30 protein-coding genes, 1 tRNA gene and 1 other annotated feature are annotated in these 25761 nt (G+C 36.4%); of the genes, 28 read left to right on the top strand and 3 right to left on the bottom strand.

The genetic code is table 11. The annotated features are described in order from the left end of the window. Window positions 1–7 precede the first annotated feature (7 nt). The 3 genes from FC46_RS06470 to FC46_RS06460 form a co-directional block, all read right to left on the bottom strand. The gene (locus tag FC46_RS06470) at window positions 8–319 is read right to left on the bottom strand and encodes a hypothetical protein (protein ID WP_057798993.1); all 312 of its coding nucleotides are present in this window, start codon (window positions 317–319) and stop codon (window positions 8–10) included. A 1-nt stretch (window position 320) separates the two neighbouring features. Continuing rightward, entirely contained in the window at window positions 321–890 is a 570-nt protein-coding gene (locus FC46_RS10460) for a VanZ family protein (protein ID WP_057798991.1), read from the bottom strand. 116 nt (window positions 891–1006) lie between these two features. Beyond that, window positions 1007–1363, bottom strand: coding sequence for an arsenate reductase family protein (locus FC46_RS06460; RefSeq protein ID WP_057798989.1), 357 nt, complete (start codon window positions 1361–1363; stop codon window positions 1007–1009). 122 nt (window positions 1364–1485) lie between these two features. On the opposite strand from FC46_RS06460, the gene FC46_RS06455 reads away from it, so the two are divergent. The 28 genes from FC46_RS06455 (at window position 1486) to FC46_RS06320 (ending at window position 25588) form a co-directional block, all read left to right on the top strand. Continuing rightward, a tRNA-Arg gene (locus FC46_RS06455) sits at window positions 1486–1559 on the top strand. Between the two features lie 427 nt (window positions 1560–1986). After that, a complete protein-coding gene (locus FC46_RS06450; protein ID WP_057798987.1) occupies window positions 1987–2604 on the top strand; it encodes an ECF transporter S component in 618 nt (205 codons plus the stop codon). A 38-nt stretch (window positions 2605–2642) separates the two neighbouring features. Beyond that, window positions 2643–2822, top strand: a complete 180-nt coding sequence (locus tag FC46_RS06445) for a 2-hydroxymuconate tautomerase (protein ID WP_057798985.1) — start codon at window positions 2643–2645, stop codon at window positions 2820–2822. A 117-nt stretch (window positions 2823–2939) separates the two neighbouring features. After that, window positions 2940–4280, top strand: coding sequence for a DUF2325 domain-containing protein (locus tag FC46_RS06440; protein WP_057798983.1), 1341 nt, complete (start codon window positions 2940–2942; stop codon window positions 4278–4280). A gap of 95 nt (window positions 4281–4375) precedes the next feature. Next, a complete protein-coding gene (locus tag FC46_RS06435; RefSeq protein ID WP_057798981.1) occupies window positions 4376–5215 on the top strand; it encodes a YitT family protein in 840 nt (279 codons plus the stop codon). Between the two features lie 62 nt (window positions 5216–5277). Beyond that, window positions 5278–5356 (top strand) — a sequence feature (ribosomal protein L21 leader region). A gap of 15 nt (window positions 5357–5371) precedes the next feature. After that, window positions 5372–5683 (top strand): 50S ribosomal protein L21, encoded by a 312-nt coding sequence (gene rplU, locus FC46_RS06430; protein WP_057798980.1) that lies wholly within the window; start codon window positions 5372–5374, stop codon window positions 5681–5683. 18 nt (window positions 5684–5701) lie between these two features. Then, window positions 5702–5992, top strand: a complete 291-nt coding sequence (gene rpmA / locus FC46_RS06425) for a 50S ribosomal protein L27 (RefSeq protein ID WP_057798978.1) — start codon at window positions 5702–5704, stop codon at window positions 5990–5992. A gap of 92 nt (window positions 5993–6084) precedes the next feature. Further along, the gene (locus FC46_RS06420) at window positions 6085–7197 is read left to right on the top strand and encodes a M24 family metallopeptidase (RefSeq protein WP_057798976.1); all 1113 of its coding nucleotides are present in this window, start codon (window positions 6085–6087) and stop codon (window positions 7195–7197) included. A gap of 64 nt (window positions 7198–7261) precedes the next feature. Beyond that, window positions 7262–7831, top strand: coding sequence for an elongation factor P (gene efp, locus FC46_RS06415; protein WP_057798974.1), 570 nt, complete (start codon window positions 7262–7264; stop codon window positions 7829–7831). Between the two features lie 18 nt (window positions 7832–7849). After that, the gene (locus FC46_RS06410; protein WP_057798972.1) at window positions 7850–8275 is read left to right on the top strand and encodes an Asp23/Gls24 family envelope stress response protein; all 426 of its coding nucleotides are present in this window, start codon (window positions 7850–7852) and stop codon (window positions 8273–8275) included. A gap of 3 nt (window positions 8276–8278) precedes the next feature. Next, a complete protein-coding gene (gene nusB, locus FC46_RS06405) occupies window positions 8279–8677 on the top strand; it encodes a transcription antitermination factor NusB (protein WP_057798969.1) in 399 nt (132 codons plus the stop codon). Window positions 8678–8724: 47 nt separating this feature from the next. Further along, window positions 8725–9576, top strand: coding sequence for a tetrahydrofolate dehydrogenase/cyclohydrolase catalytic domain-containing protein (locus FC46_RS06400; RefSeq protein ID WP_057798968.1), 852 nt, complete (start codon window positions 8725–8727; stop codon window positions 9574–9576). Further along, a complete protein-coding gene (gene xseA, locus FC46_RS06395) occupies window positions 9563–10912 on the top strand; it encodes an exodeoxyribonuclease VII large subunit (RefSeq protein ID WP_057798966.1) in 1350 nt (449 codons plus the stop codon). The genes FC46_RS06400 and xseA overlap by 14 nt, the downstream gene beginning before the upstream one ends. Continuing rightward, window positions 10912–11154 (top strand): exodeoxyribonuclease VII small subunit, encoded by a 243-nt coding sequence (locus FC46_RS06390; protein ID WP_057798964.1) that lies wholly within the window; start codon window positions 10912–10914, stop codon window positions 11152–11154. The genes xseA and FC46_RS06390 overlap by 1 nt, the downstream gene beginning before the upstream one ends. 2 nt (window positions 11155–11156) lie before the next feature. Then, window positions 11157–12026, top strand: a complete 870-nt coding sequence (locus FC46_RS06385; protein WP_057798962.1) for a polyprenyl synthetase family protein — start codon at window positions 11157–11159, stop codon at window positions 12024–12026. Then, window positions 12027–12839, top strand: a complete 813-nt coding sequence (locus FC46_RS06380) for a TlyA family RNA methyltransferase (RefSeq protein ID WP_057798960.1) — start codon at window positions 12027–12029, stop codon at window positions 12837–12839. It begins immediately after the preceding gene. Between the two features lie 9 nt (window positions 12840–12848). Then, window positions 12849–14531 (top strand): DNA repair protein RecN, encoded by a 1683-nt coding sequence (recN, locus tag FC46_RS06375; protein WP_057798959.1) that lies wholly within the window; start codon window positions 12849–12851, stop codon window positions 14529–14531. A 124-nt stretch (window positions 14532–14655) separates the two neighbouring features. Continuing rightward, window positions 14656–15270 carry a guanylate kinase gene (gmk, locus tag FC46_RS06370; RefSeq protein ID WP_057798957.1) on the top strand — a complete coding sequence of 205 codons (615 nt, stop codon included), beginning with the start codon at window positions 14656–14658 and terminating at the stop codon, window positions 15268–15270. A gap of 2 nt (window positions 15271–15272) precedes the next feature. Then, complete coding sequence (rpoZ, locus tag FC46_RS06365) at window positions 15273–15497, top strand: DNA-directed RNA polymerase subunit omega (RefSeq protein ID WP_057798955.1); 225 nt, start codon at window positions 15273–15275, stop codon at window positions 15495–15497. Between the two features lie 54 nt (window positions 15498–15551). Further along, the gene (gene priA, locus FC46_RS06360) at window positions 15552–17945 is read left to right on the top strand and encodes a primosomal protein N' (RefSeq protein WP_057798953.1); all 2394 of its coding nucleotides are present in this window, start codon (window positions 15552–15554) and stop codon (window positions 17943–17945) included. A gap of 12 nt (window positions 17946–17957) precedes the next feature. Further along, window positions 17958–18902: a methionyl-tRNA formyltransferase gene (gene fmt, locus FC46_RS06355; protein WP_057798951.1), complete on the top strand. Its 945-nt coding sequence runs from the start codon at window positions 17958–17960 to the stop codon at window positions 18900–18902. Next, the gene (rsmB, locus tag FC46_RS06350; RefSeq protein ID WP_057798949.1) at window positions 18889–20214 is read left to right on the top strand and encodes a 16S rRNA (cytosine(967)-C(5))-methyltransferase RsmB; all 1326 of its coding nucleotides are present in this window, start codon (window positions 18889–18891) and stop codon (window positions 20212–20214) included. Before fmt ends, rsmB begins: the two co-directional genes overlap by 14 nt. Window positions 20215–20218: 4 nt before the next feature. Next, the gene (locus FC46_RS06345) at window positions 20219–20968 is read left to right on the top strand and encodes a Stp1/IreP family PP2C-type Ser/Thr phosphatase (protein WP_057798947.1); all 750 of its coding nucleotides are present in this window, start codon (window positions 20219–20221) and stop codon (window positions 20966–20968) included. Next, window positions 20965–22977, top strand: coding sequence for a Stk1 family PASTA domain-containing Ser/Thr kinase (pknB, locus tag FC46_RS06340; RefSeq protein WP_057798945.1), 2013 nt, complete (start codon window positions 20965–20967; stop codon window positions 22975–22977). The genes FC46_RS06345 and pknB overlap by 4 nt, the downstream gene beginning before the upstream one ends. After that, window positions 22977–23870: a ribosome small subunit-dependent GTPase A gene (gene rsgA, locus FC46_RS06335; RefSeq protein ID WP_083478027.1), complete on the top strand. Its 894-nt coding sequence runs from the start codon at window positions 22977–22979 to the stop codon at window positions 23868–23870. Before pknB ends, rsgA begins: the two co-directional genes overlap by 1 nt. Window positions 23871–23884: 14 nt before the next feature. Further along, window positions 23885–24544, top strand: a complete 660-nt coding sequence (rpe, locus tag FC46_RS06330; RefSeq protein WP_057798940.1) for a ribulose-phosphate 3-epimerase — start codon at window positions 23885–23887, stop codon at window positions 24542–24544. Beyond that, window positions 24541–25233: a thiamine diphosphokinase gene (locus tag FC46_RS06325; protein ID WP_057798938.1), complete on the top strand. Its 693-nt coding sequence runs from the start codon at window positions 24541–24543 to the stop codon at window positions 25231–25233. Before rpe ends, FC46_RS06325 begins: the two co-directional genes overlap by 4 nt. Before the next feature lie 49 nt (window positions 25234–25282). Beyond that, complete coding sequence (locus tag FC46_RS06320; protein ID WP_057798935.1) at window positions 25283–25588, top strand: hypothetical protein; 306 nt, start codon at window positions 25283–25285, stop codon at window positions 25586–25588. Window positions 25589–25761: the final 173 nt, after the last annotated feature.

The following is a 25761-nucleotide window of genomic DNA, read 5'->3' as shown; positions in this document are numbered from 1 at the left end:
TGTATTTTTATTTGATTTTTGAAAGTGCAACAGGTTCGTATTCCTTGTAAGCTTCGAGCAGTTCTTTAATAACTTTAGGTGCAAATTGATAAGTTATTCTTTCATTCAATTTTTTACTAAACTCTGAAAGGCTGATTTCTTTGTCATCTAAAGCAATTTCTGTAAAGAGGTGATCAATTTCATGGGCATCTTTAGCGGAAACGCCATAAGAAAGCAAAAAAGATTCTCTATTTTTCAGTAAATTTAATTCGTCCATTATGTCGGACAGAACTGCTCTTATTAAATACATTTGGTAATCTAATTCTTCTTGATTGTACATTTTAAACTCCTAAATTTTTATACAAAATCCTATTCAATAACTTAAAGCATCCCAATCCAATAAGTGAACCTAGAGTGTTCAACAATAAATCGTTAATGTCAAAAGTCCTATTACCTAAATAGAAAAAACTCATAATAAGCTGCAAACATTCGATAGTCAGCGAAATAAAGAACATCAGGCTTAAGTTATTAGCTAACTTGATGAATTTTTTACTGTAAATAGCAGCGAAAAACGAGAAGGGCGCTAACAAAAGAAGATTACCAATTAATTGAATCGGCATGTAGCTTCCTATTACATTTAATTGAAGATTTATAAAAGTTTGCTTCCCAAATCCGAAAGTAAGAGGCTTTGTTCCAGGTGAGAATATTGGAATAGGGAATAAGGTTAGATCCATTAAAACCCACAAGTAGATGAGAAAAAGTAGTAATATTGTGTCTTTCTTCCAATTTATTGTTATTGATTTGAACTGCTTAAAAATTATGATTAGAAACAATATCAGGAAAAAGGGAATCAGAATTAAACCGTTTAATTCAACTGAAGCTACGTACCATTTGTTATCGACTAAGACCATATGTGACCTCGCATTATTTTTTTACTAGTATATTTCATAGAAATGGTGAGATCAATTGCTTTAATAATTAAAAAGCCCCTGAAATTCATAATCGAATTCCAAGGGTTAATTGTTTACTAAAGCCAAGTTTCCTTATAAATATCTTCTTTAAAGCCGCAGGTTAACTTATCACCGTCAACAACTAAGGGTCGCTTAATTAACTTACCGTCTTTTGACATCATCTCAGCAGCTTCTTCAATTGTCATCGTCGGAATCTTTTCCTTCAAATTCTGTTGACGATAATGTTGACCACTAGTATTGAAGAAGTAACGCAATCCGCGATCTTGATGTTCAGTCATCCATTTAACCAAATCGTCTTTTTTAGGTGGAATTTCAACTAAATCCTGAAATTCGTATTGAACATTATGTTCATCGAGCCAATTTTGTGCTTTTCTTGAAGTAGAGCAGCGCTTATATCCGTAAAATTTAATCATATTTTATACCTCTCTGAGTTAATTATATTCGTTTTGAATAATTTTTTGAAATTTATGCTTGAAATTGCAAAAGAAGTTCTCTATAATATTTATTGTTCTGTTGAGGACATAAAAAATACAATGGTCTGGTAGCTCAGCTGGATAGAGCAACAGTCTTCTAAACTGTGGGTCGTGGGTTCGAATCTCACCCGGATCATACTTTTGGCAACGCTTATAGCGTTGCTTTTTTGTTGCAATCAAAAATAAAAATTCATTAAAAAAGGCTTATCATTCATATTTTTTCTCCAACACAAAAGGGGTATGTAAAAACATACCCCTTTCGGTACGACCGCACAGCGATCACTTAACTTGATTACCTTAATCTTATCTTGAAAGATTATCTGCGTCAAGAGACATGTTAAATACATTGAAATTCTTCAGATAACCATTCTAATATATGATTTGAATAATAATCAATTAAAAATGTCGATACTTAACCTAATTATCCAAAATTTCAGCCATTCTTATCGAACGGGTGATGCTTCCTTTACGCAGATTATAGCGGTAGTATACTTACTAAAGTGAAACGTATTAGTTATAATGAAAAGAGAATTCTGAAAAATCCGATTATAGAAGGAATATCAATGAAAACTAACAAAACCGCACGCTTAACAATTACAGCAATCTTTGTAGCAATTCTACTTCTGCAAACACTCGTACCCAACATCGGCTACATTCACCTTATTCCAGGCTTGCCTGCAATCACTACCGTTACTTTAACAATCGCTATCTATGGTTGTATGATGGGTCCAAAGGCGGGTTTTTTATTTGGTTTATTCTGGGGAATTACCCGACTTATTGCTGCTTACGCAATGCCAGCTGATATGGTAAGTTTGCTTTTATTCCAGAATCCGTTTATTTCAATTGTTCCTAGAGTTTTAGCAGGTGTTACTCCAGGTTTAATTGTCAAACTTTTTAAGAATAAAAGTGAAAAGGCGCAAAAGTGGGGCTACATGTTAGCCGGTCTTGCCACTTCTTTTGTTAACACCGCCTTTGTTATTATTATGACCAACTTCGTTTTCATGAGCGATCCAAGTCACTTAACTAAATACATGAACGGCGGCAATCCAGCTCAACCATTAATTTTGTTCTTAATCGCGGCTCTAGGAGTTAACGGAATTGTGGAAATGATCTTCACCGGAGTTTTAACTCCAATAATCATGCCATCTTTGAAATATGTCATGAAAAAGGCCGCGATTTGAGTATAATTAATGTAAAAAGAATTACGGAGGATGAAATCATGCCATTTGTACATATTGAATTGATTAAAGGTAGAACTGACGAACAATTAACCAACTTGATGAAGGATGTTACTGAAGCTGTTCACAAGAACACTGGTGCACCAAAGGAACACATTCATGTTATTATCGATGAATTAGGTAAGCATTCATACGGCCAAGGCGGCGAGTGGAGAGCTTAGTTATTAATAAGTTTAACTAATGAAGGAATTGGGCAAATTGTGCTTGATTCCTTTTCTTATGAGTATTTTAATTAAAAATAGTTATTTTTAGTAAGTGTGAATTAATGAGGTGAGAATTTGTTAGACTATCGCAATAATTTAAAAAGAATTCTACAAAATACAGATGGGGATGATCAAAGCTTACAAAACAGCCTTAACGCCATAAAAGCAATAATTGCAATGGTCGATACTGGTCAAGATCAACCAAAAGTTAAAACTAAAACCAAATCCATTCCACAGCGTAATGCCGACGACAAGCAAATCAAGCAATTGTTATCATCTTTAGCTAAACTAATCACAATTCCAGGCGATGAAAATGCTAAAAAGACGGCTTTATCAGCTCTTCACAAGTTGACCTTTGAGCCAGGTGTTGGTAAGAAATTTGGGACTGAACTCGGCCAACTTGACCAAGCTATTCAACGCTCAACCACCACTAAAGAAGCAGTCAACGCTCAAATTTTCCAAGAAGCAGTTAAACCCAAAGAACCACCTAAGCGCGATTACCGTAAAGGCAAGCGCTACACTGTAATTCGTTTAGTTTCAGGAGCTGACTTAGTTAATAATCAAGGTCAAACCGTTTTTACTGTTAAAGAATCACAAGTCCGACCACTTAATTTGAAGACAGGAGATATTGTTGAAGCGATAGAGGAGCGAAGTAATCCTAATTATGAAGCTGAAATTCTGCGGGTTGTTGGTTATGAAAAATTACGTAAGCGCGATTACGATCAGATTGAAGAATTTAGATATGCGGTTGTTCAAGGAAATAGCAACAATCTCTCGATCTCACGCAATATCCGTGGTGAAAAATTAAAAATTCGCGGCAAAGAAGTTGTTGTTTCTGTCGATAGCAGTTACTATCAAGGCGATGGGATCAGCTTAACAGATGGTTCAATCGTTGATTTAGCTTGGTATAGTGGGGATGTTAGACTTAAGAAAAATCCAGCCGATGCCGTTCAAATTCGCTGGATCTACGATGTAGACCAACCTGAAACTTCAAGTTCTAAGAAGAAAAAGAGCAAAGATCAAAATCAAGAAGTTCAAGAATTGCCAGAACTTGATATGGACCTTCACTATCAAAGAGTTGGAATCGCAATTGGCGATAACCAAAATGAAAAAATTCTTGAAAGTATTGTTAGCCGCTATAATGGTATTCCAATTCCAATCGATGCTTTTGAAGGAAAGAAAAAGGTGCTTGAAAATCAAATCAAAGATCTAGACATCGTAATCTTAGTTACTGCTTTTGCGGCACATGATTCTACTTGGGGTATTCGTGAATATGCAAGCAAATATCATGTGAAGTTTGCGGTTAGTTCATCTAAGGGATATCAAGCTTTTGAAAGAGCGCTTTACCGAGCAGATCAAGGCTTACCTGCTTATGAAGGGACTCAAAGTATTGAATATCGACAAAAATCTAAATAATTTTTAACATTTATCTCAATTCATTGCCCGTGTATATATTAGTTAGTAAAATATAGTTATTGATTTAACTAACTAAATGAAAGGACGATGATGTGATGACAAATAATATTACTAAGCATTCGTGGTTTAGATGGGTAATTTTTCTAATAGGTTTAGAAATCGTCGCCATTTCAATCAACTTATTTTATGCACCAATTAATGTTGCGGCTGGGGGATCAACGGGTATTTCTATCTTGGTCGATGCAGTCTGGGGAATTGACCGCCCCATAACAGTTTTTGTAGTTAACATGCTTATGTTAATCTTAGCTGCGATTTTTTTGGGGATGAAAACAACAAAAAATATCGCTCTTGGTAGTTTAGTTTTGCCATTATTAATGAAAATAACGCCAAGTTTTAGAGCGACTAATGATGACTTATTAGCAGTAATCTATGGTGGAGCTTTAATGGGGCTAGGAGTATCGCTACTTTACCGAGTTAATGCTTCAAGCGGTGGTACAACGATTCCACCAATGATTCTGAAAAAATATTTCTATATTAATCCAGCTATTTCACTTCTTGCCGTTGATATGATTGTTATCTTTATGAACATTTTTGTCGATGGTTGGAATGCATTTTTGATGGCTGCTTTCTCACAAGTCGTGACTGCAATTACAATGAATTACTGCGAAACTGGTTTTGATAAGAAATATCAGGTTCGTATTATGAGTAATGATAAGTTAGAAGATATTAAAGAGAGTCTCCTTGAGACTTACAAGGGCTTAACTGTTTATAACGTTGTGGGTGGCCATAGCGATAATGAAAAGCAACAATTATTAATTGTAATTGATAGTAATGAATATGGTGGTTTACTCAGAAGCATCCATGAAATTGATCCAGATGCCTTTATGATTACTTCAAATGTTGCTAAAGTTCATGGTGGACGCTGGGGAATTTGATTTTTGGCTTGAAAAAGCTGAGTATAGGTAGTAATATGTAGTAGTTGTATATGTGGAGACCTCCACATCTGCAACCGCACGATCTGAGGTAAGAAGTTCTTAAAAGTTAAGACACCTCAATTGGCGAGTCTAAGTATTTTTTTCGGAGGTGTACTAATGTACGCAATTATTAAGACCGGTGGTAAGCAATACAAGGTTGCTGAAGGCGACGCTGTATTTGTAGAAAAACTTGATGCTGAAGTAGGCGCTGAAGTTACTTTTGATGAAGTTATCCTTGTAGCTGATGGCTCTGACGTTAAGGTTGGTGCTCCATTAGTTGAAGGTGCTAAGGTAACTGCTAAAGTTGAAAAGCAAGGTAAGGAAAAGAAGGTTGTAACTTTCAAGTACAAGCCAAAGAAGCACTCACACAGCAAGTATGGTCACCGTCAACCTTACACTAAGGTTACAGTTGAAAAGATTGAAGCTTAATTCAGAGGTGAAAAGATAATGAATATTTTAGGTTTGAAATTATTTGCCCACCACAAGGGTGGCGGTTCTACTGCCAACGGTCGTAACTCAGCTGGTCGTCGTTTAGGCGCTAAGGTCGGCGACGGTCAAGAAATCCACGCAGGTTCAATTATTTACCGTCAACGTGGTACTAAGATTCACCCAGGTCAAAATGTTGGTCAAGGTGGAGACGACACTTTATTTGCATTAGTAAACGGTGTTGTTAAGTTTGAACGTCTTGGCAAGTTCAAGAAGCAAGTTTCAGTTATTCCAGCTGACGAAGCTAAGTAAAAAATATTAAAGCGAGAAGCACTATGCCTCTCGCTTTTTTGTGTATACTATACTTAGAATTATTTTACTTAGCTATGAAAGAAGTGGAGCCCATGGACAACAAAGAGAAATTATTAACTTTAATTAACCGCAGAATTAAAGCAGTAACCGATTTGATTAAGATGCAAGATGCCGATGCAATGATCATTATTAATCAAGCAAATTATCGCTACTTAACTAACTTTACCGGTGAGGAAGCTGAACTTATTTTAGGTAAAGATGGCGAGCGAATTTTGCTGTCAGATTCACGCTTTGCTGGTCAAATTAAAGCTCAAGCTCCTGGTGAAATGGATGTAATTATGCAGCATAGCAGTGATGTTGCTCAAGAATTAACTAAGGCTTTAAAGAAGACTAATTACAAGAAGGTTTTAATTGAAGGCGATGTTGTGACAGCTTCAGTTTTTGAAAACTTGAAAAAGGCTAATCCAGACATTGAATTTACATTTTCTAAACAATTAGTTGAAAAGGTTCGAAATGTTAAAGATGAACTTGAACTGTCAGAATTGCGTAAAGCAATTGAAATTTCAATGGAAAGTTTCAAGCAAATTTTACCAATGATTAAGCCGGGAGTTACCGAAAGAGCTGTTGGTGCTAAACTCGATTATCTGTTTAAAGTAAATGGTGGAGACGGTCCAGACTTTGAAACAATTATTGCCTCAGGTGTGCGCTCAGCTTGGGCACACGGTGTTGCTAGTGACAAAAAAATTGAAGAAGGCGACATGATTGTTATTGACTTCGGAAGTTTTTATCATGGCTATTGTGCAGATATCACCAGAACTGTTTGTCTAGGTAAAGTTGATCCGGAAATGCAAAAAATTTATGACATTGTTCATGAAGCGCAAAGACGTGGTATTGAAGCTGCTGTTGTTGGTAATACCGGTCACGACGTTGATAAAGCTGCAAGAGATTACATTACTGAGCAAGGTTACTGTCAATACTTTGGCCATGGTATTGGTCACGGAATTGGTCTAGAAATTCATGAACTTTGTCAACCAGATTTACTATTTAGTAAAGAAAGATTGGTAAATAATATGGTTCACACTGTTGAACCAGGAATCTATTTACCAGATAAAGGCGGAGTTAGAATTGAAGATGATATCTTAGTTCATGATCAAACTCCAGAAACTTTATCATCTTTACCTAAAGATGAACTTCTTTCACTTTAAAAAGATAGCCAAAAGGTATTTAAATTTGGTAACATAGATATTATAGAAATGAGGGAATTTTATTATGACAATGATTTCAGTTAACGAATTCAAGAATGGCTTAACTATTCAATACAATAATGATTTATGGCGTATCGTTGAATTCCAACACGTAAAACCAGGTAAGGGTAGTGCTTTCGTTCGTTCAAAGCTTAAGAGCTTGAGAACTGGTGCTGTCCAAGAATATACTTTTCGTTCAACTGCAAAGGTTGAAACCGCAGATATTCAAACTAAGTCAATGCAATACTTATATAATGATGGTTCAAGTTATGTATTCATGGATAACGAAACTTACGACCAATTATCTATTCCAAATGAACAAATTGGTGATGAAGCAAACTACTTGCTTGAAAACATGGTCGTTAGTGTTGTTACCCACGAAGGTGAAACTTTAGGTATTCAATTACCAAATACTGTTGATTTGAAGGTTGCTAAGACTGAACCTAATATTAAGGGTGATACTTCTTCAGGTGGTGGTAAGCCAGCTACTATGGAAACGGGCTTGGTAGTAAACGTTCCATTCTTCATCAATGAAGGTGACGTTTTGACTATCAACACTGCTGATGGTAGTTACGTATCACGTGCTAACAAGTAATTTTTTGAGGTAAGAAAAATGGCAGATAGTTCAAAAATTCTCTTAAGTGGCGAAGAAAACGGTGAGCAAATTAAAATTGATCCAAGTGTCCTTGAAGTAATTTTAGGAATTGCTGCCGAAAAAGTTGATGGTGTAGTTGGCATGCGCGGCTCAATGGCTTCAAGCATCAAGCATGTTTTAGGCTTAGATGATCGCGGTAAAGGTGTTAACGTTAGTGTTGATTCAGAAAATAAATTAATTGCTGATATCTATGTATACTTAGAATCTGGCGTTGATGTACCAGCTGTTGGAGTTAAGTTGCAAAAAGTTTTGAAAACGCAATTAATCCAAATGACTGATTTGGAACTTAAAGAAATTAATATCCACGTAGTAGGTTTAGTTTTCCCAGAAGATGAAGAAACTGAAGAAGATACTACTGAATTGTTTCCGGAGGATGAAGAATAGTAAATGAATCAACACGAGAGTCGTAAAGTTGCAATGCAGGCAATTTTTTTGGCCAATCAAGACCGCGAATTGTCTGCGCCTGAAGTAGAAGTAAAAGTAGTTGAGACGTTGGATCTTAATCAACTGCCTGCTTATTCCAAAACTTTGATTGATGGTGTCTTGTTTAAGCGAGAAGAACTTGAAGAAGATATCAGCTCACACTTGAAAAAAGGTTGGCGCCTTGAGCGTGTTAATGCAATTGTTGTTGCAATTTTGGAAATTGCATTATATGAAATTAAATATAGTGCCGACATTGAACCAAAAGCAGCAGTTAATGAAGCATTAAACTTATGTGATGAATTTACTGATCCAAGTGCAAAGCCATTCGTAAATGGTATTTTGGGCAATTTCGTCGAAAAATAATTTGTAGCTGGCAGTTTGCCAGCTATTTTTATATAAAGGGGGAAATTATGGGTACGATTCTTGATGGTAAAGCATTAGCCAAACTAAAAGCAGATAAACTTAAAGAAAAAGTTAAGATTCTCAAAGAAAAAGGAATTAATCCACTTTTTTGCGTAATTAATATTGGAGAGAATCCTGCTAGTCAAGTTTATATCAGAAGTAAGGGTAGACTTGCAAAGAAAATTGGAATTGAGCAAAAATTATATCAATTACCAACTAACACTCAAGAATCCGAAGTGGCAGAATTAATTAAAAAATTAAATGCTGACCCATCTGTAGATGGAATGATGATCCAATTACCTGTGCCTGAGCAAATAAATATAACAAATTTAATGGAAATAATTGATCCAAGCAAAGATGTTGACGGATTAACTCCCGCTAATAGTGGTCGTCTTTGGCAAGGACATCATTTTGTAGAACCTGCTACTCCAGATGGGATTATTGCACTCATAGATCATTATCAGATTGACCTTGAAGGCAAAAATGTAGTCGTGATTGGCAGAAGTGATATTGTTGGTAAGCCAATCGCTGCCTTAGCATTGGAAAGAAATGCGACCGTTACAATTCTTCATTCAAAAACACAGAATCCGGAATTTTATCTAAAACACGCTGATGTCATTATTTCAGCGGTAGGGCAAGCTAACCTGATTAAGGCTGATATGATTAAAGAAGGCGCAGTCATCGTTGATGTTGGAATTAACCACGTTGACGGCCATCTAGTCGGGGATGTCGATTTTGACGATGTGAAAAATAAAGCAGGTTGGATTACACCAGTTCCAGGTGGAGTCGGGCCCTTAACTGTTGAATTTTTGATGGAACAAGTTGTCAAATTAGCAAGGAGAAGAAATGACAGAAAATAACTATATAACTGTCACTGATCTGAATTATTATATTACCCAGAAATTTAAGAATGATCCGTACTTGCATAAAGTTCTTCTGCAAGGTGAATTATCTAATTTTCGCTATCGCCGTAATTCTCACCAGTATTTTTCACTAAAAGACGAAAAATCAAAGATTAACGTTGTTATGTTCAGGTCTTATTTTGACAAAATCAAATTTAAACCTGAAGAAGGAATGAAAGTCTACGTTTCTGGCTATGTTAGTGTTTATGGCCCACAAGGATCATATCAATTCTACGCTGAAACAATGGAGCCAGCAGGTCTTGGGGCACTTTATGAACAACTTCGTCAACTTCAAGCCAAGCTTGCTAAAGAAGGTTTGTTTGACCAATCCCATAAAAAAACATTGCCACATTTTCCAGATAAAATTGCAGTAGTTACTAGTGCTTCAGGTGCGGTTATTCACGATATCATGGTGACGGCCAATCGGCGTTTCCCTCATGCCGAAATTGACTTGTTCCCTGCACAAGTACAAGGTGATACTGCCGCTGACTCATTGGTAAGTGCAATGCAGCAGATTTTAGAGCATGCTGACGATTATGATGTGATGATAATTGGACGTGGTGGTGGATCTCTTGAAGATCTGTGGCCTTTTAATGAAGAAAAAGTAGTGCGGCAAGTTTATGAAATGCCGATGCCGGTTATTTCTTCAGTTGGACATGAAACTGATACAACTTTGTGTGATTTAGTTGCTGATGCAAGAGCTGCCACACCAACAGCTGCTGCTGAATATGCTACACCGAACTTGACTGATGAATTAGTAAGAATTCACGATTTGCAAAGCCGCTTATTGGCAAGTATTCAAGCAAATATTCGTGAAAGACGTGATTTGCTGAATCGAATTAACAGTTCAATTATTATGCGAGAGCCGACTCGGTTATATGATCAACAAATTCAGACAGTTGATGTCTTAAAGCAGCGCTTATTTAACAGTATGAATAGTTCACTAGCAAGTAATCAGCAGAGTTTTGCGTTGCTAAAGCAAAGATTATTGTCAAATACCCCTGAGAAGAAAATCAGTCAATTTAAGCAAGAAAGACAATTTTATGCCAAACGCTTAGAAGATAATATGCAGCATGTTTTGCTGGCTAAGAGAAATACTTTTAGACAAGTAATGCAGCAATTAGATGACTACAGTCCACTGAAGACATTAGATCGCGGTTTTACATATACAACTAATGCAGCTGGTGAAACAATTAGTTCTGTTAGTCAAGTTAAAAAAGGTGATAAATTGAAGCTTCACTTTAAAGATGGGGCCGCAGAAGCTGTGATAGAAGAGGCAAGGAGAAAAGAATAATGCCAACTAAAAAGAATAACTTTGAAGAAGAATTAAAAAATCTGGAAGAAATCGTTACTAATTTGGAAAATGGTAATGTCCCATTAGAAGATGCTTTAAAACAATTTCAAGAAGGGGTTAAATTAAGTCGCGATCTTGATAAGCGCTTAACGCAAGCTGAAGAAACTGTTGCTAAATTAATTGATAGTGATGGTACTGAACATAAGTTAGATCCAAACAACGCATCTGCACCTGAGGAATAAAAATGACAGCTTTTAAATATTTTCAAAATGAATGGACACCAGTTATTAATGAATATTTAGAAAAGCACTTAACTGCTGACATAGATGATCAAAAAATTAGCCAAATTATGTCTTATTCAGTAATGGCTGGCGGTAAAAGACTTAGACCACTACTCTTTTTATCAACTTTAAACTCACTTGGTAAAGTAATTACTGAAAAAGAAGTTAAGATCGCTTGCGGGATTGAATTAATTCACACTTATTCATTGATTCATGATGACTTACCAGCAATGGATAACGATGATTATCGCCGCGGTAAGTTAACTAGTCATAAAAAATGGGGTGAAGCCGAAGCGATTTTAGCTGGGGATGCACTCTTACCTTTAGGTATTCAATGGATTGCTGAAGGTAGTCAATCTGCAGCTTTAGTAGAAATCATCACTAAGGCAATAGGTCCTAACGGCATGGTTGGCGGTCAATATTTAGACATTAATTCAACTAATAACGATAGTGTTGCAGAGGATGCTGAGTTTATTAATCGGATGGAATGGCTCAAGACGGGTTGTTTAATTCAAGCCAGTGTTAATATGGCTGCAATTTATGGTGAGGCAAGTCAAGTTGAGCAAGTTAAATTAGATGACTTTGCTAAAATGTTTGGTCGCGCTTACCAAATTTATGATGATTTGGTTGATGTTGTTGAAACTAGTGAAGAAGCTGGTAAAGCAACTCATAAAGATCAAGAAGAAGGTAAGAATAATACCTTAACATTGCTTGGGATTGATAAGAGCCGGAAAGAATTAACTGATTTAATTAAGCAAGCAAAAGACGACTTAAATGGCTTAAATTCTGAAGTCTTAGCTGGATTTTTAGATTTATATAAAAAGGTACTTTAAATGGCAAAAGAAAGAGCAGATGTCTTATTAGCTGAGCAAGGGCTATTTAACTCAAGGTCTCAAGCCCAGCGTGCAATTATGGCTGGTTTAGTCACTGATCACAACCATCAACGTATTGATAAAAGTGGAACTAAATTTCCAAAAGATGAAAAGTTCTTTGTTAAAGACGATGGAAAAAAATATGTTTCTCGTGGTGGTTTTAAATTAGAACGTGCGCTTAAAGTTTTTGATATTAATTTACAAGGAAAAACCTGTCTGGATATTGGTGCCTCAACTGGTGGTTTTACTGATGTTGCTTTGCAAAATGGGGCAAAATTAGTTTACGCACTAGATGTTGGCTATAATCAATTAGCATGGCAATTGCGTGATGATCCACGAGTTGTTGTAATGGAAAAGCAGAACTTTAGATACAGCACACCAGCTGACTTTGAGCAAGGCTTACCAGATTTTGCTATGACTGATGTATCCTTTATTTCACTCGATCTCATTATGCCGCCGATGTATCAAATTTTGAAAGATCATTGTGATGCTGTTTGTTTAATTAAGCCACAATTTGAGGCTGGTCCAGAAAATGTTGGTAAGCATGGAATAGTTCATGACCACGAAGTACATCGCCAAGTAATTGAGCACACAATGAAAGAAGCAATGAAGATTGGGTTTAATGTTTTAGGTGTTGATTATTCACCAATTAAGGGTGGTAAAGGTAATATCGAATTTTTAATCCATTTGCAAAAAGATACCGAAAACGGTGGTCAAAATCTCTGGTCAGGATATCCAGCTGATGTCGTAGAAAGAGCAGTAAATACCCTTTAGGAGTTAGCTATGTTAGTTGAACTTGATATTAAAAATTTTGCTATTATTAAAGCTTTAAAAGTTCGCTTCCAAGAAAAGATGACAGTTTTGATTGGTGAAACCGGTGCTGGTAAGTCAATTTTGATCGATGCTGTATCGCTTTTGATGGGTGGACGCGGTCAAAAAGAAATGATCAGAACTGGTGAAAAAAAAGCCGTAGTTACTGGACTTTTTGAATTAGATGAACAAAAAGAAGTCATCGCTGAATTGTGTGAAAAGTACGGTTTGCCATATGAAGATGATCAATTAGTGATTAGCCGAGAATTAGCGAATAAAGGGCGGAATGTGGTTCGAATCAATGGACAATTGACCACAATCAACGTGCTGCGCGACATCGGTAACTATTTGGTCGATATTCATGGTCAGAATGACCAACAGATTTTAATGGATCAAGATCGTCAGATTGATTTGGTTGATAATTACGCTCCTAAATCTTTTAAGGAAAAATTATCTGAGTATCAACATGATTATCAAAAATGGGTAACTTTGACCTCAAGACTTCGCCATTTACGTCAAGATGCTCAAGAATTAGCGCAAAAGCAGGATATTCTGCAATTTCAAAATGATGAACTTGAATCAGCTGATTTAGAGGATGTTCATGAAGATGAAAAGCTTGAAGAAGAGTTTAATGAACTGAATAATTATCAAAAGATTGCGGATACAGCAAACTATTTTATGCAATTATATGATGACGATGAGCATGGGATTGGCACTTTACTTGGGGATGCGCAAAATGCTGCAGTAGACCTATCAGAGTACGGCTCTAAGTTTAAGGATTTTGCTAAAACTGTAGATGATGGTGTTTATGCCTTAAACGATGCTCGCAGTGAATTGTCGAGTTTGATGGATCAGATGGATTTTGACGAGGAACGCTTCCAGTACGTTACTAACCGAATCGATACTTTGAATAATTTGAAGAAAAAGTATGGTCCAACTTTGCAAGACGTTTTTGATTTTTATGAAAAAGTTCAAAAAGAATTGAGTCAGTTTGAGACTGGCGGTCTGGATGAAGAAAAACTCAAAGAAGAAGTTGCTGAAATTGAAGATATCTTAACTAAGAAGGCACGCGAGCTTCATGAAATCCGTGAAAAAGTTGCTCGCACATTGGAAGAGAAGATTAAGCAGCAGCTTGCTGATCTTTATATGGAAAAAGCTAGATTCTCAATCAATTTTGAAGAGACTAAAACTTTTACTGATAAAGGAATTGATTCAATCGTCTTCTTAATTGCACCAAATCCTGGTGAAGATTTATTACCATTAGTTAAGATTGTCTCAGGTGGTGAGCAATCACGTTTGATTTTGGCTTTAAAAGCGATCTTTAGCCAAGTTGAGCCGGTCGGCACAATGATCTTTGACGAAATTGATACCGGTGTGTCAGGGCGTGTTTCAGCCGCAATCGGTAAGAAGATGCACTCGATTGGGAAATACAAGCAAGTTATTACTATCACTCACTCTCCTCAAGTTGCTGCAGCGGGAGATCAGCGCTATTTGGTTGCTAAACAAGTTAAAGATGGGGCAACCTTTACTCAAGTTGGTCCACTAACCAAAGAAGAAACGATTACTGCGATTGCACAAATGATGGCAGGCAGTGACGTTACTGATGCTGCTAAGCAAAACGCGGTTGACTTAATGAAGAGTATCAAGGATGAATAATGAGCAGAAAAGCTGCTCATTTTTTCTGCAATCAACTTGCTGAAATTGTAATCATTGAAAACTTGAAAAATAGGTAATTTTAGTGCAAACTAAAGATATTACTATTTACTAAGAGGAGTTCAGCATGGCAGATAAAGGTTTGTTATTAGTGCTCTCAGGTCCTTCAGGAGTTGGTAAGGGTACCGTTAAGAGTGCAATAGTCGAAAATAAAGTTTTTCCGTTTGAGTATTCAGTTTCAATGACTACTCGTAAGCCTCGTCCAGGTGAAGTTGATGGGAAAGATTATTACTTTGTCAGCGAAGAGCGATTCCAGGAAGCTATTAACCAAGGCGAACTTCTGGAATATAATGAATATGTTGGACATCACTATGGTACGCCACTAGGTCCAGTTAAGGAGATGCTTGAAGAAGGTAAGGATGTTCTTCTTGAAATTGATGTTAATGGTGCCCGTAAGGTTCGTGAAAAAATGCCAGATGGCGTCTTTATTTTCCTTACGCCACCAGATTTGCATACTTTACACTTGCGCTTAGAGCATCGTGGAACTGAATCTGAAGATGTAATCATGGGCCGAATTAAGCAGGCTCGAAAAGAAATTTTAGTAATGCAGGATTATGATTATGCAGTGGTAAATGATACTGTTGCTAATGCAGTCGACCATATTAAGGCGATCGTTGATGCCGAGCACGTTAGTGTTAAGCGTGTGATTGATGATTATCGTAAAATGGTCAAGGAGGATTAAATATGAGAATTACATATCCATCAATTGATAAATTGTTGTCAAATGTTGATTCACGCTACTCTTTGTCAGTTTTAGCTGCTAAGAGAGCTCATGAACTTGAAGCAGGTGATCCACCAACACTTGAACACTTTAAGTGCGACAAGGCAGTTGGTAAAGCACTAGAAGAAATTGCCGCTGGCAAGGTTAGAGTTGATCCTGCTCATAGTGAGGTCAACTTAGAGGACTAATTTAGTGATGACCTCCATCCAAAATGATGGGGGTCATTTTTTTAAGGTGATTGAATGATTGCTCAAGTAATTATAGATATTGCTGCCAAGCAAACTGATCGAATTTTTGAATATCACATTCCTGATAATTCTGATGTTGAAATCGGCTCTCGCGTTTTTGCGCCTTTTGGTAAGCGAAAACTACAAGGCTTTGTAGTGGGAATTAGTGAAACTAGTCAATATCAAGGAAAGCTTAAAGATCTATTGGAAGTAGTCGACGAAATGCCGCCGTTAACTTCTGAATTAGTTGAACTTTCAGAAAATATGGCACAGAAGATTTTTGCCTATCGGATTTCAATTTTGCAAGCAATGTTACCCAGAGTGATGCGGGCAAATTATCGCAAGGTCTTGACGCCATTAACTGAAAAAGCTAAAAAGATGCCACTTTTTCAAGGTGACCCAGTTGATTTGAATAAATTGACTGATCCAGAAGAGATTGCAATTGTAAAAGAATTAATTAAAACTCAAGATGCTAAAATTGAATATTTAGTAGAAAATAAGGCTAAAAATAAAACTGAAAATAGCTTTTCTTTGTCACATAATTTAGACACGTACTTAGAAATAAATAAAAAAGTTCGTGCAAATGCAGTTAATCAGAAAAAATTACTAAATTTTATTGTTGAAAATTTTGATGAATTTCCAATTTTACAAGCCAAACTTGAACAGGAAATCGGCGTTTCTTCCGGTGTTTTAAATAGCGCAGTAAAAAAAGGCTGGCTTAATAAAAAAGCAGTTGAAGTGTATCGTAATCCTTTAGCAGGTTATGATGCTCCAGAACAAAAGAAGAATATTATTCTTAATTCTGAACAAGAAGCTGCTTTTAATCAAATTAAAACTTCAATTGAAAGTCAAAAAGCAGAAACTTACTTACTTGAAGGTGTAACAGGTAGCGGGAAAACCGAAGTGTATCTTCATTCAATTAGTGCGGCTTTAAAAAAGGGACGCAATGCATTAATGCTGGTCCCTGAAATTTCTTTAACTCCGCAAATGGTTAAACAAGTAAAGGCTCGCTTTGGCGAAAGTGTGGCTGTTTTACATAGTGGCCTATCTGAAGGCGAACTCTATGATGAATGGTGCAGAATTCGCCGCAGCGAGGTCAAAGTAGTTGTCGGAGCTAGAAGCGCGGTTTTTGCTCCCCTTAAAAATATTGGAGTGATCATCATTGATGAAGAGCATGAAAGCTCATATAAACAAGACACCAATCCACGCTATCATGCTCGCGATGTCGCAATTTGGCGCAGCAAGTATAATCATTGTCCTTTAGTCCTGGGTAGCGCTACGCCATCTTTAGGTAGTCGTGCCCGCGCTCAAAAGGGTGTTTATACCTTACTTAGATTAACTAAACGAGTAAATAATAAGAACTTACCTCAAGTTAACTTAATTGATTTAAAGCATGTTGAATTTGCGGGTGGTCAATTTGATTTATCTGTTGAATTAACTCAGGCGATTAAAGACCGGCTTGAAAGAAAAGAACAAGTCATTTTAATGCTTAACCGGCGCGGTTTTGCGAATTTTATGCTTTGCCGCGAATGTGGGTATGTTATGAAATGTCCTAATTGTGATCTTTCTTTGACAATGCATAAAGATACTGGCAAAATGCAGTGCCACTATTGCGGCTATAGCCAGCCAATTCCAAGTCGTTGTCCGAATTGTCAAAGTTCGAAAATCCGCTTTTTAGGGATTGGTACGCAAAAGGTTCAAGAAGAATTAGAAGAACTCTTACCTGGTGCCAGAGTCTTGAGGATGGATGTTGATACGACTAGAAGAAAAGGTAGTTACAAACGTATTTTAGAAGCCTTTGGAAATCATGAAGCTGATATTTTGCTAGGAACACAGATGATTGCAAAAGGGTTAGACTTCCCAAATGTTACTTTAGTTGGGGTAATTAATGCTGATACTGGATTATGGCTACCAGATTACAATGCTTCAGAGCGCACTTTTGAATTATTAACTCAAGTTGCAGGTCGTGCAGGTCGTGCTGAAAAAAAGGGTGAAGTAATTATTCAGACTTATAATCCTGAGCACTATGCTATTCAGCTGGCTCAAACTCAGGATTATGAGCGTTTTTATGGTGTTGAGATGAATGTACGTCATGCTGGGAATTATCCACCATATTTTTATACAGTATTAATTTCAATTGCTTCAAAAAATGAACAAAATGCTGCCAGAGAAGCATTTCGGATTAAAAGAGAATTGCAAAGCAAATTACATGCCGAAACAATTATTTTAGGTCCAACTCCTAGTGCAATTTCTCGCCTAAAAAACCAATATTATTATCAAATACTGGTAAAATATAAAAAAGAAAAGAACTTAAATACGCTGTTGCACCATATTCAAGATTCTGCTCAAGAAGTTAAGAAATATGGTTTAAATGTTTATATCGATAATGAACCAGAACGAATTATGTAGGAGGAATTATTAATGGAATCAGTTATTTTTATGGGTACTCCCGAATTTTCAGTTCCAATTCTTAAGGGTTTAGTTGAAAAAGGTTATGATGTGAAGGCTGTGGTTACACAACCTGACAAAAAAGTTGGTCGTAAGCAAAAAATTACTAAAACCCCAGCTAAAGTTGCAGCAGAAGAATTAGATATTCCTGTTTATCAACCAGTAAAATTATCTGGTTCTCCTGAATTAGATGAACTTATGCAAATGAACGCTGACTTTATTGTGACTGCTGCATATGGTCAATTCTTGCCAACTAAGTTCTTAAATTCAGTTAAGATCGCTGCAGTAAATGTTCACGGTTCACTTTTACCTAAATACCGTGGTGGTGCTCCAATTCAATATTCGTTGCTTAATGGTGATGAAGAAACTGGGATCACGATTATGGAAATGGTTAAGCAAATGGATGCCGGTGATATTTATGCTCAAAAGGCAATTAAGATTGAAGAAGATGATAATTCCGGCAAACTTTTTGAAAAATTATCCTACTTAGGCCGTGATTTACTTCTCGAAACCTTGCCAAAGATTGCGGATGGCACTATTCAAAAGACACCTCAAGATAAGGATAAAGTAGTATTTTCACCAAATATTTCTAAAGAGCAAGAAAAGATCACTAAAGAAATGACTGCTAAGCAAGCATTCAATTTGATTCGCGCTCTTAACCCAGATCCTGGTGCTTATATGATGGTTGAAGGTCAAAGATTGAAGGTTTGGAAAGCAAAAGTTGCTGATGAAGCTACTAGTTTAAACCCAGGTTGTGTCGTAGCAAATAAGGGTAGATTTGCAATTAGTTTTGCTGATAATTCCGTTCTTGATTTACTTGAGCTTCAACCAGCTGGTAAGAAGAAAATGCCAGTGAAGAATTTCTTGAATGGTCAAGGCAGCAAGTTTACGCTAGGTGAAGAAATTGTCGATGAATAAGAGTGCACGGGCAATAGCCTTAGAAACATTAATTAGAATTTTGCAAGATGGCTCATATTCCAACATCAGTTTGAATAATAGCCTAAATAATAGTCATTTAAGTCAAACAGATCAGAATTTAGCAACGCGTTTAGTTTACGGAACTGTTCAATATAAAATTTTCTTAGATTATCAGTTAAAGGGTCTTCTTAAGACAAAAATCACTGAGAAGTATCTCTATCCACTTTTGTTAATGTCTTTGTATCAATTGATTTTCTTAGATAAAATCCCTGACCGCGCAGTTCTCGATGAAGCCAACAAACTTGCTAAGCAATTTGGCAAGCGTCATTCTGCTGGCTTTAAGATTGCGAATGGAATTTTACGATCCTTCATCAGACGTGGTGTAATATTGCCAGATGAAAGTGATCAGATTGAATATTTAAGTGTAAAAGAAAGCTTCCCAACCTGGCTTGTTCAATACTTTATTGATCATTGGGGAGAAAAGCGAACACAAAAAATCTTACAAAGTTTCAACGAAACTGCTAAGAACAGTGTTCGTTTATCTAGTCTTAAAAATAAGGGGAAAACTTTAAATGGGTTAAGAAAACTTGGATTTGACCCACAAGAATCTCTCTTATCTAGTCAAGTTGCTATTTTGAGTAAAGGCGGAGTCAGTGAAACTGATCTATTTAAAAATGGTGATTTAACTATTCAAGATGAGGCTGCCAGTTTAGTAGTTGATGCATTTGACTTTAAAGGTGACGAGCAAGTTTTAGATGCCTGCAGTGCGCCAGGTGGTAAAACCGTTCAAATTGCAGAAAATTTAACAAGTGGTAAAGTTACTGCCTTAGACATTCATGAGAAAAAATTACGTTTAGTTAGACAAAACGCTAAAAGAATGGGTGTAAGTGATAAACTAGTAGCAAAAGCAGTTGATGCTAGAAAGGCAGATCAGTACTTTTCTGGACAAGAATTTGCTAAAATACTGGTAGATGCGCCATGTTCTGGATTAGGGTTATTAAGACGTAAACCAGAAATTCGTTATACTAAGAGCAAGAAAGATTTGCTGAGCTTACAAAAGATACAATTAGATATTTTAGATCATGTGAGTCATCTTTTACAAGAAAACGGGGGGTTAGTATATTCAACTTGTACTATTTCAACTGAAGAAGATGAAGATGTGGTTAAGAGCTTTTTGGCAAGTCATCCTAAGTTTGAATTAGTACCGTTTAAGTTAAAAAAAATCGCTTCTAATTCAGGGATGCTCAAAATTTTGCCTGATAGCTATGGTAGCGATGGCTTCTTTATTGCTAAGTTTAAGTTACGAGGTTAGATTTTTGATTGAAACAGCATATGCTTCTAGTATTGGTAGAATACGTAAAAGCAATCAAGATTTTGTAAGAGTTTTTAAAAATAAGAGTGATATTACCCTAGCTATTGTTTGTGATGGTATGGGTGGCCATCAAGGTGGCGATGTCGCTTCAACTATGGCTGTAAGCCATTTAGGTCACAATTTTATTAGTACTGATTTTTCAGAGGAAAAGCTTGCTAAAAAGTGGCTTGATGTTCAATTGCACTCAGAAAATGAAACGATTTTAAAAACTGCCGATCGTTTTCCAGATTTAAATGGAATGGGAACAACAATTGTACTTGCATTTGCCTTTGAAAATAGTGCCTTAATTGCACATTTAGGTGATTCAAGAGCATATAGCTATATTGACGGTAAATTCACTCAATTAACTGAGGACCATTCGTTAGTTAATGATTTAGTGAAGATGGGACAGATTACTAAAGAACAAGCAAAGCATCATCCTCAAAAGAACATTATCACTCAGGCTTTAGGTGTTTCTAGCACAATTGATCCAGAGTTCACTACAATAAGTTTAAAGCCAAATGATATGATTTTGCTGTGTACTGATGGTTTAACCAATTCTTTGAGTGATCCACAAATTCAACAAATTCTTGCTACAAGAGATTTGTCGTTGAAAGATCGTTGCAATAAGCTAATAAATGAAGCTAATAGACTAGGTGGCGGTGATAATATTACTGTTTGCTTAGTTTACAGCAAGGAGGATGACGGTAAGTGATCGATAAGGGTTATTTGCTAGGCGAGCGATACCGAATCATCGATACCTTGGGCGAAGGCGGAATGGCTAATGTTTATTTAGCTGAGGATATTATTTTACAACGCAAAGTTGCGGTGAAAGTCTTACGTTTAGACTTAAAAAAAGATCCACAAACTGAAGCAAGATTTCAAAGAGAAGCCCTTGCGACCAGTGAATTGAGCCATCCTAATATTGTTTCCGTTTTAGATGTTGGTAATGATCAAGGCTTACCTTATATGGTGATGGAGTACGTTGACGGGCCTGATCTGAAGGATTACATTCGTATGAATTCACCATTATCTTTGCATGAAATAATTCACATTATGGATCAAATTTTGAGTGCTGTAGCATTGGCCCATAAACATAATGTGATTCACCGCGATTTAAAACCACAAAATATTTTGATGGATAAACGCGGAAATGTGAAGATTGCCGATTTTGGAATTGCTGTTGCTTTGAATCAGAGTTCAGTGACGCAAACTAATTCCATTATGGGGTCAGTTCACTACATGTCACCTGAACAAACCCGAGGAGGCTTAGTTACTAAGCAATCGGATATTTATTCACTTGGAATTATTCTATATGAACTAATTACTGGACATGTCCCATTTAATGGCGATACTCCTGTTGCTGTTGCTTTGAAGCATGCACAAGAGCCAATTCCTTCAATTAGAAAAAATAGTCCTTCTGTACCTCAAGCTTTAGAAAATGTTGTTTTAAAAGCAACTGCTAAGGATCCAAGAGATCGTTATGCTTCAGCCCAAGAAATGAAAGCTGATCTTGATACAAGTTTAGACTTTAGTCGCAAAGATGAGCCGATTTTTGTGCCTAGCCACGGTGCCAATAATGATGAAACTATTATCTTGCCTGGCTTTAAACCGCAAATTAAAGAGGAAAGTAGTACTGTTCAGGAAGAAAAAACAAATCCTAAAGATGAGAAGACGTCAAAAGCTGGTTTTTGGCAAAATTTCAAAAAACATAAATGGTGGTATATTTTCATTGGAATTACTGCCTTCTTGATTGTTTTTATTATGATTTTCGCCTTAAATGGTCGCAGCAACAATGAACAAATTCACGTTCCTGACGTAACAAATGTGGCAGAAGGTTCGGCTAAACAAAGGATTGAAGAAGCCGGTTTGGTAGTTGGAACAGTTACTAGGAAGCATTCGGACAGTATTGACGCTGGAAAGGTAATTGAAACCAAACCTTCTGCTGGTGACGCCCTGAATAGAGGCTCACGTGTTGATATTGTTGTTTCTAGTGGTGCCGGGATGACGAAGGTTCCTGATGTGGTTAATGAAGAATATGAGGACGCTTTGAAGAAATTACAAGATTTGGGCTTTGATGTAATTCGAGAGAATCAATATTCTTCTAGAGTTCCAAAGAATCAAATTATTTCTCAAAGTATTGCTGCTGGCGTTCAAGTAAAACCAAAGCAGACTACCATTACCCTTGTTGTGTCTCAAGGTAGAGCACCAAAACCTAAGAGCAATATGATTAAGCTCCGAGATTTGGCAGGTTCTACTTTAGAAGCAGCACAAGATTATGCAAGAGAGCATGGGTTAACTTTACAGATTAACCAAGAATACTCCGATACTGTGAAGAAGGACAGAATTATTTCAATGCAACCAGAAGCCGGTACAAGTGTTGAAAAGGGTTCGACTATCACGGTGAGCGTTTCTAAAGGTGAAAAAGAACAAACCGAAGAAACCAATGTAACTAAGACCTTTACCGTTAACTATGAAGATAATGCTGATAGTAGTGACGATGATGGTGCCACTGATCAAACAACTCAAGATAAAGAAGAAAAGGGTAACCACGTTCAAATCTATATTAAAGATGATGACCACTCTTTAGGTAATATATATCGTGATTTGTATATTAAGCGTGATATGAGCTTTTCAATTCCATTCTCACTTAAAGATGGGGATGGACAGTTGAGGGTTGTTCGTGATGGTAAGACAATTTTGAATGAAAAGGTAACTAAATGATAAGACAAGCTGAAGGAACTGTAATTGGATTGATTGCTGGTTTTTACGATGTTCAAACCGAAGAAGGTTTGGTCAGAACAAGAGCTAGAGGTGTCTTTAGGCAAAAGAAGCAAAAACCAGTTGTTGGTGATCATGTCGAAATTCAAATTGATGATCATGGTACATCTTATCTGGTGAAAATTTTGCCACGTGTCAATCGAATTGGCCGTCCTGCAGTAGCTAATGTTAGTCATGTTTTACTGGTTATTTCAGCGGTCCAGCCGGATTTTTCAGTCCAGCTTCTGGACCGCTTTTTAACCTTCTTTTCTTGGCAAAAAGTTGCAGTGACGATTTATCTTTCAAAAAGTGATTTATTAGACAATAGTCCAAAGCTTGATGAGATTAAGGCATCGTTAGGATATTACGAAAAGATTGGTTATTCAGTCTTTTATAACGCAAATGATCTTGGAAAAGAGATACCTAATCTAATTTCTGAAGGGCAGATTTGGACTCTAGCTGGGCAATCAGGCGCAGGTAAATCAACTTTACTTAATAAAATAAAAGAAGATGCTAACCAAGAAACGGGCGAGATTTCGCAAGTTTTAAACCGTGGGAAACATACCACACGACAGGTTAAGTTGTTTAAATTGGGCAGTGGATTTTTGGCTGATACGCCTGGTTTTTCAGCGATTGACTTGACACCAATTAAGTTAAATCAATTGAAAGATTATTTTGTTGAATTTAATAAGGCCAGTCAATATTGCAAGTTTAGAGGATGTCAGCACTTAAAAGAGCCGGGATGCGAAGTTAAGAAGCTACTTGAGGAAAAGGAAATTTTAAATAGTCGCTATGAAGACTATTTAGCAATGAGAACGGAGATTTCTGAAGGCAGGATGCCTGAGTATTTAAAATAGAGGGGAGAGAATAAATGATTATTGCACCATCAATTTTGAATGCGAATAATTTACAATTGAAAAAAGAAATTGGGAAGGCTGTTGATGCGGGGATTACCCGATTTCACATTGATATTATGGACGGACATTTTGTTCCCAATCTTTCTTATGGTCCACAATTAGTTAGTGACTTTAAACGAGAATTTCCAATGATTGATGCAGGAATTCACTTAATGAGTGATAATCCCAAAACTTTGGTGCCAGAATTTGTAAAGGCTGGTGCCGATTTGATTGAACTTCATTATGAAGCAATGAGTGAAGAAGATTTAGATTATTGGATAGATTACTTAATTTCTAATGGTGTTAAAGCAGGTCTAGTTTTAAACCCTGAGACACCAATTTCAGTCGTTAAAAAATTCGCTCCAAAAATAAATCAATTGTTGTTAATGACGGTTCATCCGGGTTTTGGTGGACAAGGATTTTTACCAGAATCATCTGAGCGAATTGAAAAGGCTAGATCGCTGCTAGATAAGAATGGCTTTAATATTCCAATTGAGGTTGACGGTGGTATTGATGATCAAACTGCTCAGATTGCTGCGAATAGTGGTGCAGAAATCTTTGTTGCTGGCTCCTATATTTTTGGAAAAGATAGTATTCAGGCGCAAATTGATCGTCTGACTGAGGTTTTGAAATGAAGGCAATTGCACTTTTAGGTGGGCCAAAAGAAGAGTGGACAAACGAGATTCAAACCGTTTTTAAAGAAGCTAAAAAAAATGGAGATTTAGTCATTGGAGTGGATCGCGGCAGTTACTTACTAGAAGAATTAGGAATTATGCCAGATTTGGCGATTGGCGATTTTGATTCTTTAAAAAAAGAAGAACTGACGAAAATTGAAAGTAACGTAAAGGACATTCGCTATTCTAATCCAGTTAAGGATTGGACGGATTCTGAATTGATGATTAAGTCAGTTTTTGCGGGGTACAATGCTAAGAGTTTAACCATTTATGGAGCAACGGGTGGTAGAATTGATCATTTCTTGGTAAATCTTTTTATGTTCTTGAATCCTGAAATCAAAAAGTATGCAGAAAAAGTAACTTTGATTGATCAGCAAAATTTAATTCGTTTTTTCTTACCCGGGCATCATGTAATTACAAAGGAAAAAGATTATCCATATTTTGGTGTGGCATCTTTAGCTGCAATTCAAAACTTGAATATTTCCAAGGCTAAATATTTCCTAGAAAATTATTCAGGAGATTATCCTCGTGTATTTGCTTCAAATGAATTCAGACAAGACAGGGACGAGTTTGAATTAGACTTTGATAGTGGCTTTATCAGTGTGATTTTTTCTAAAGATATTGATAAATTTGAGCACGCTATGAATTAAAAGAGAGTACAATAAAAGAAAAAACAATATTATTGAAGAAGGCATTAAAATGAAATATATTGATTTCGAAAAAAACGTTGCTGAAGTTGATAATGACCGCTATGAAGCTCGTCTTGATCGTGCCAAAGACAAGATGAAGGCATATCTTCACAAAAATAGAGTTCACATCTTTGACAAAAAGAAGAATAAAGAAGTAGCAAGTGTTGATGAAGCTTCACAATCTATTCTTTACCAAGATTTAGGTTTGCCAGTTAAGTTGACACAAATGATTACCGCATATGCTTATACTCCACTTGACGAGCGTGAAGCTGATTTTGTTAAAGATGATGATAAACATCATAATGTTCAATTGTAAAAATAAGAAAAAGGCGATGAAACTTTTTGAAATTCATCGCCTTTTTAATTTGCATATTTATTTTTAGACAAAAAAATAAGCTTATTAGATCGGAGATCTAACAGGCTTTTTTCGATTATTAGGCACGAGCTACTTTACCAGACTTCAAAGTCTTAGTTGGTCTATTTTAAGGA

The organism is Lactobacillus kalixensis DSM 16043 (assembly GCF_001434335.1).
Classification (GTDB): domain Bacteria; phylum Bacillota; class Bacilli; order Lactobacillales; family Lactobacillaceae; genus Lactobacillus; species Lactobacillus kalixensis.
This window is presented reverse-complemented; position numbering and strand designations above follow the sequence as displayed.

Coding starts and splice junctions, on each gene's coding strand:
- FC46_RS06470 (WP_057798993.1), bottom strand. CDS start 319: ATGTACAATCAAGAAGAATTAGATTACCAAATGTATTTAATAAGAGCA.
- FC46_RS10460 (WP_057798991.1), bottom strand. CDS start 890: ATGGTCTTAGTCGATAACAAATGGTACGTAGCTTCAGTTGAATTAAAC.
- FC46_RS06460 (WP_057798989.1), bottom strand. CDS start 1,363: ATGATTAAATTTTACGGATATAAGCGCTGCTCTACTTCAAGAAAAGCA.
- FC46_RS06450 (WP_057798987.1), top strand. CDS start 1,987: ATGAAAACTAACAAAACCGCACGCTTAACAATTACAGCAATCTTTGTA.
- FC46_RS06445 (WP_057798985.1), top strand. CDS start 2,643: ATGCCATTTGTACATATTGAATTGATTAAAGGTAGAACTGACGAACAA.
- FC46_RS06435 (WP_057798981.1), top strand. CDS start 4,376: ATGACAAATAATATTACTAAGCATTCGTGGTTTAGATGGGTAATTTTT.
- rplU (WP_057798980.1), top strand. CDS start 5,372: ATGTACGCAATTATTAAGACCGGTGGTAAGCAATACAAGGTTGCTGAA.
- rpmA (WP_057798978.1), top strand. CDS start 5,702: ATGAATATTTTAGGTTTGAAATTATTTGCCCACCACAAGGGTGGCGGT.
- FC46_RS06420 (WP_057798976.1), top strand. CDS start 6,085: ATGGACAACAAAGAGAAATTATTAACTTTAATTAACCGCAGAATTAAA.
- efp (WP_057798974.1), top strand. CDS start 7,262: ATGACAATGATTTCAGTTAACGAATTCAAGAATGGCTTAACTATTCAA.
- FC46_RS06410 (WP_057798972.1), top strand. CDS start 7,850: ATGGCAGATAGTTCAAAAATTCTCTTAAGTGGCGAAGAAAACGGTGAG.
- nusB (WP_057798969.1), top strand. CDS start 8,279: ATGAATCAACACGAGAGTCGTAAAGTTGCAATGCAGGCAATTTTTTTG.
- FC46_RS06400 (WP_057798968.1), top strand. CDS start 8,725: ATGGGTACGATTCTTGATGGTAAAGCATTAGCCAAACTAAAAGCAGAT.
- xseA (WP_057798966.1), top strand. CDS start 9,563: ATGACAGAAAATAACTATATAACTGTCACTGATCTGAATTATTATATT.
- FC46_RS06390 (WP_057798964.1), top strand. CDS start 10,912: ATGCCAACTAAAAAGAATAACTTTGAAGAAGAATTAAAAAATCTGGAA.
- FC46_RS06385 (WP_057798962.1), top strand. CDS start 11,157: ATGACAGCTTTTAAATATTTTCAAAATGAATGGACACCAGTTATTAAT.
- FC46_RS06380 (WP_057798960.1), top strand. CDS start 12,027: ATGGCAAAAGAAAGAGCAGATGTCTTATTAGCTGAGCAAGGGCTATTT.
- recN (WP_057798959.1), top strand. CDS start 12,849: ATGTTAGTTGAACTTGATATTAAAAATTTTGCTATTATTAAAGCTTTA.
- gmk (WP_057798957.1), top strand. CDS start 14,656: ATGGCAGATAAAGGTTTGTTATTAGTGCTCTCAGGTCCTTCAGGAGTT.
- rpoZ (WP_057798955.1), top strand. CDS start 15,273: ATGAGAATTACATATCCATCAATTGATAAATTGTTGTCAAATGTTGAT.
- priA (WP_057798953.1), top strand. CDS start 15,552: ATGATTGCTCAAGTAATTATAGATATTGCTGCCAAGCAAACTGATCGA.
- fmt (WP_057798951.1), top strand. CDS start 17,958: ATGGAATCAGTTATTTTTATGGGTACTCCCGAATTTTCAGTTCCAATT.
- rpe (WP_057798940.1), top strand. CDS start 23,885: ATGATTATTGCACCATCAATTTTGAATGCGAATAATTTACAATTGAAA.
- FC46_RS06325 (WP_057798938.1), top strand. CDS start 24,541: ATGAAGGCAATTGCACTTTTAGGTGGGCCAAAAGAAGAGTGGACAAAC.
- FC46_RS06320 (WP_057798935.1), top strand. CDS start 25,283: ATGAAATATATTGATTTCGAAAAAAACGTTGCTGAAGTTGATAATGAC.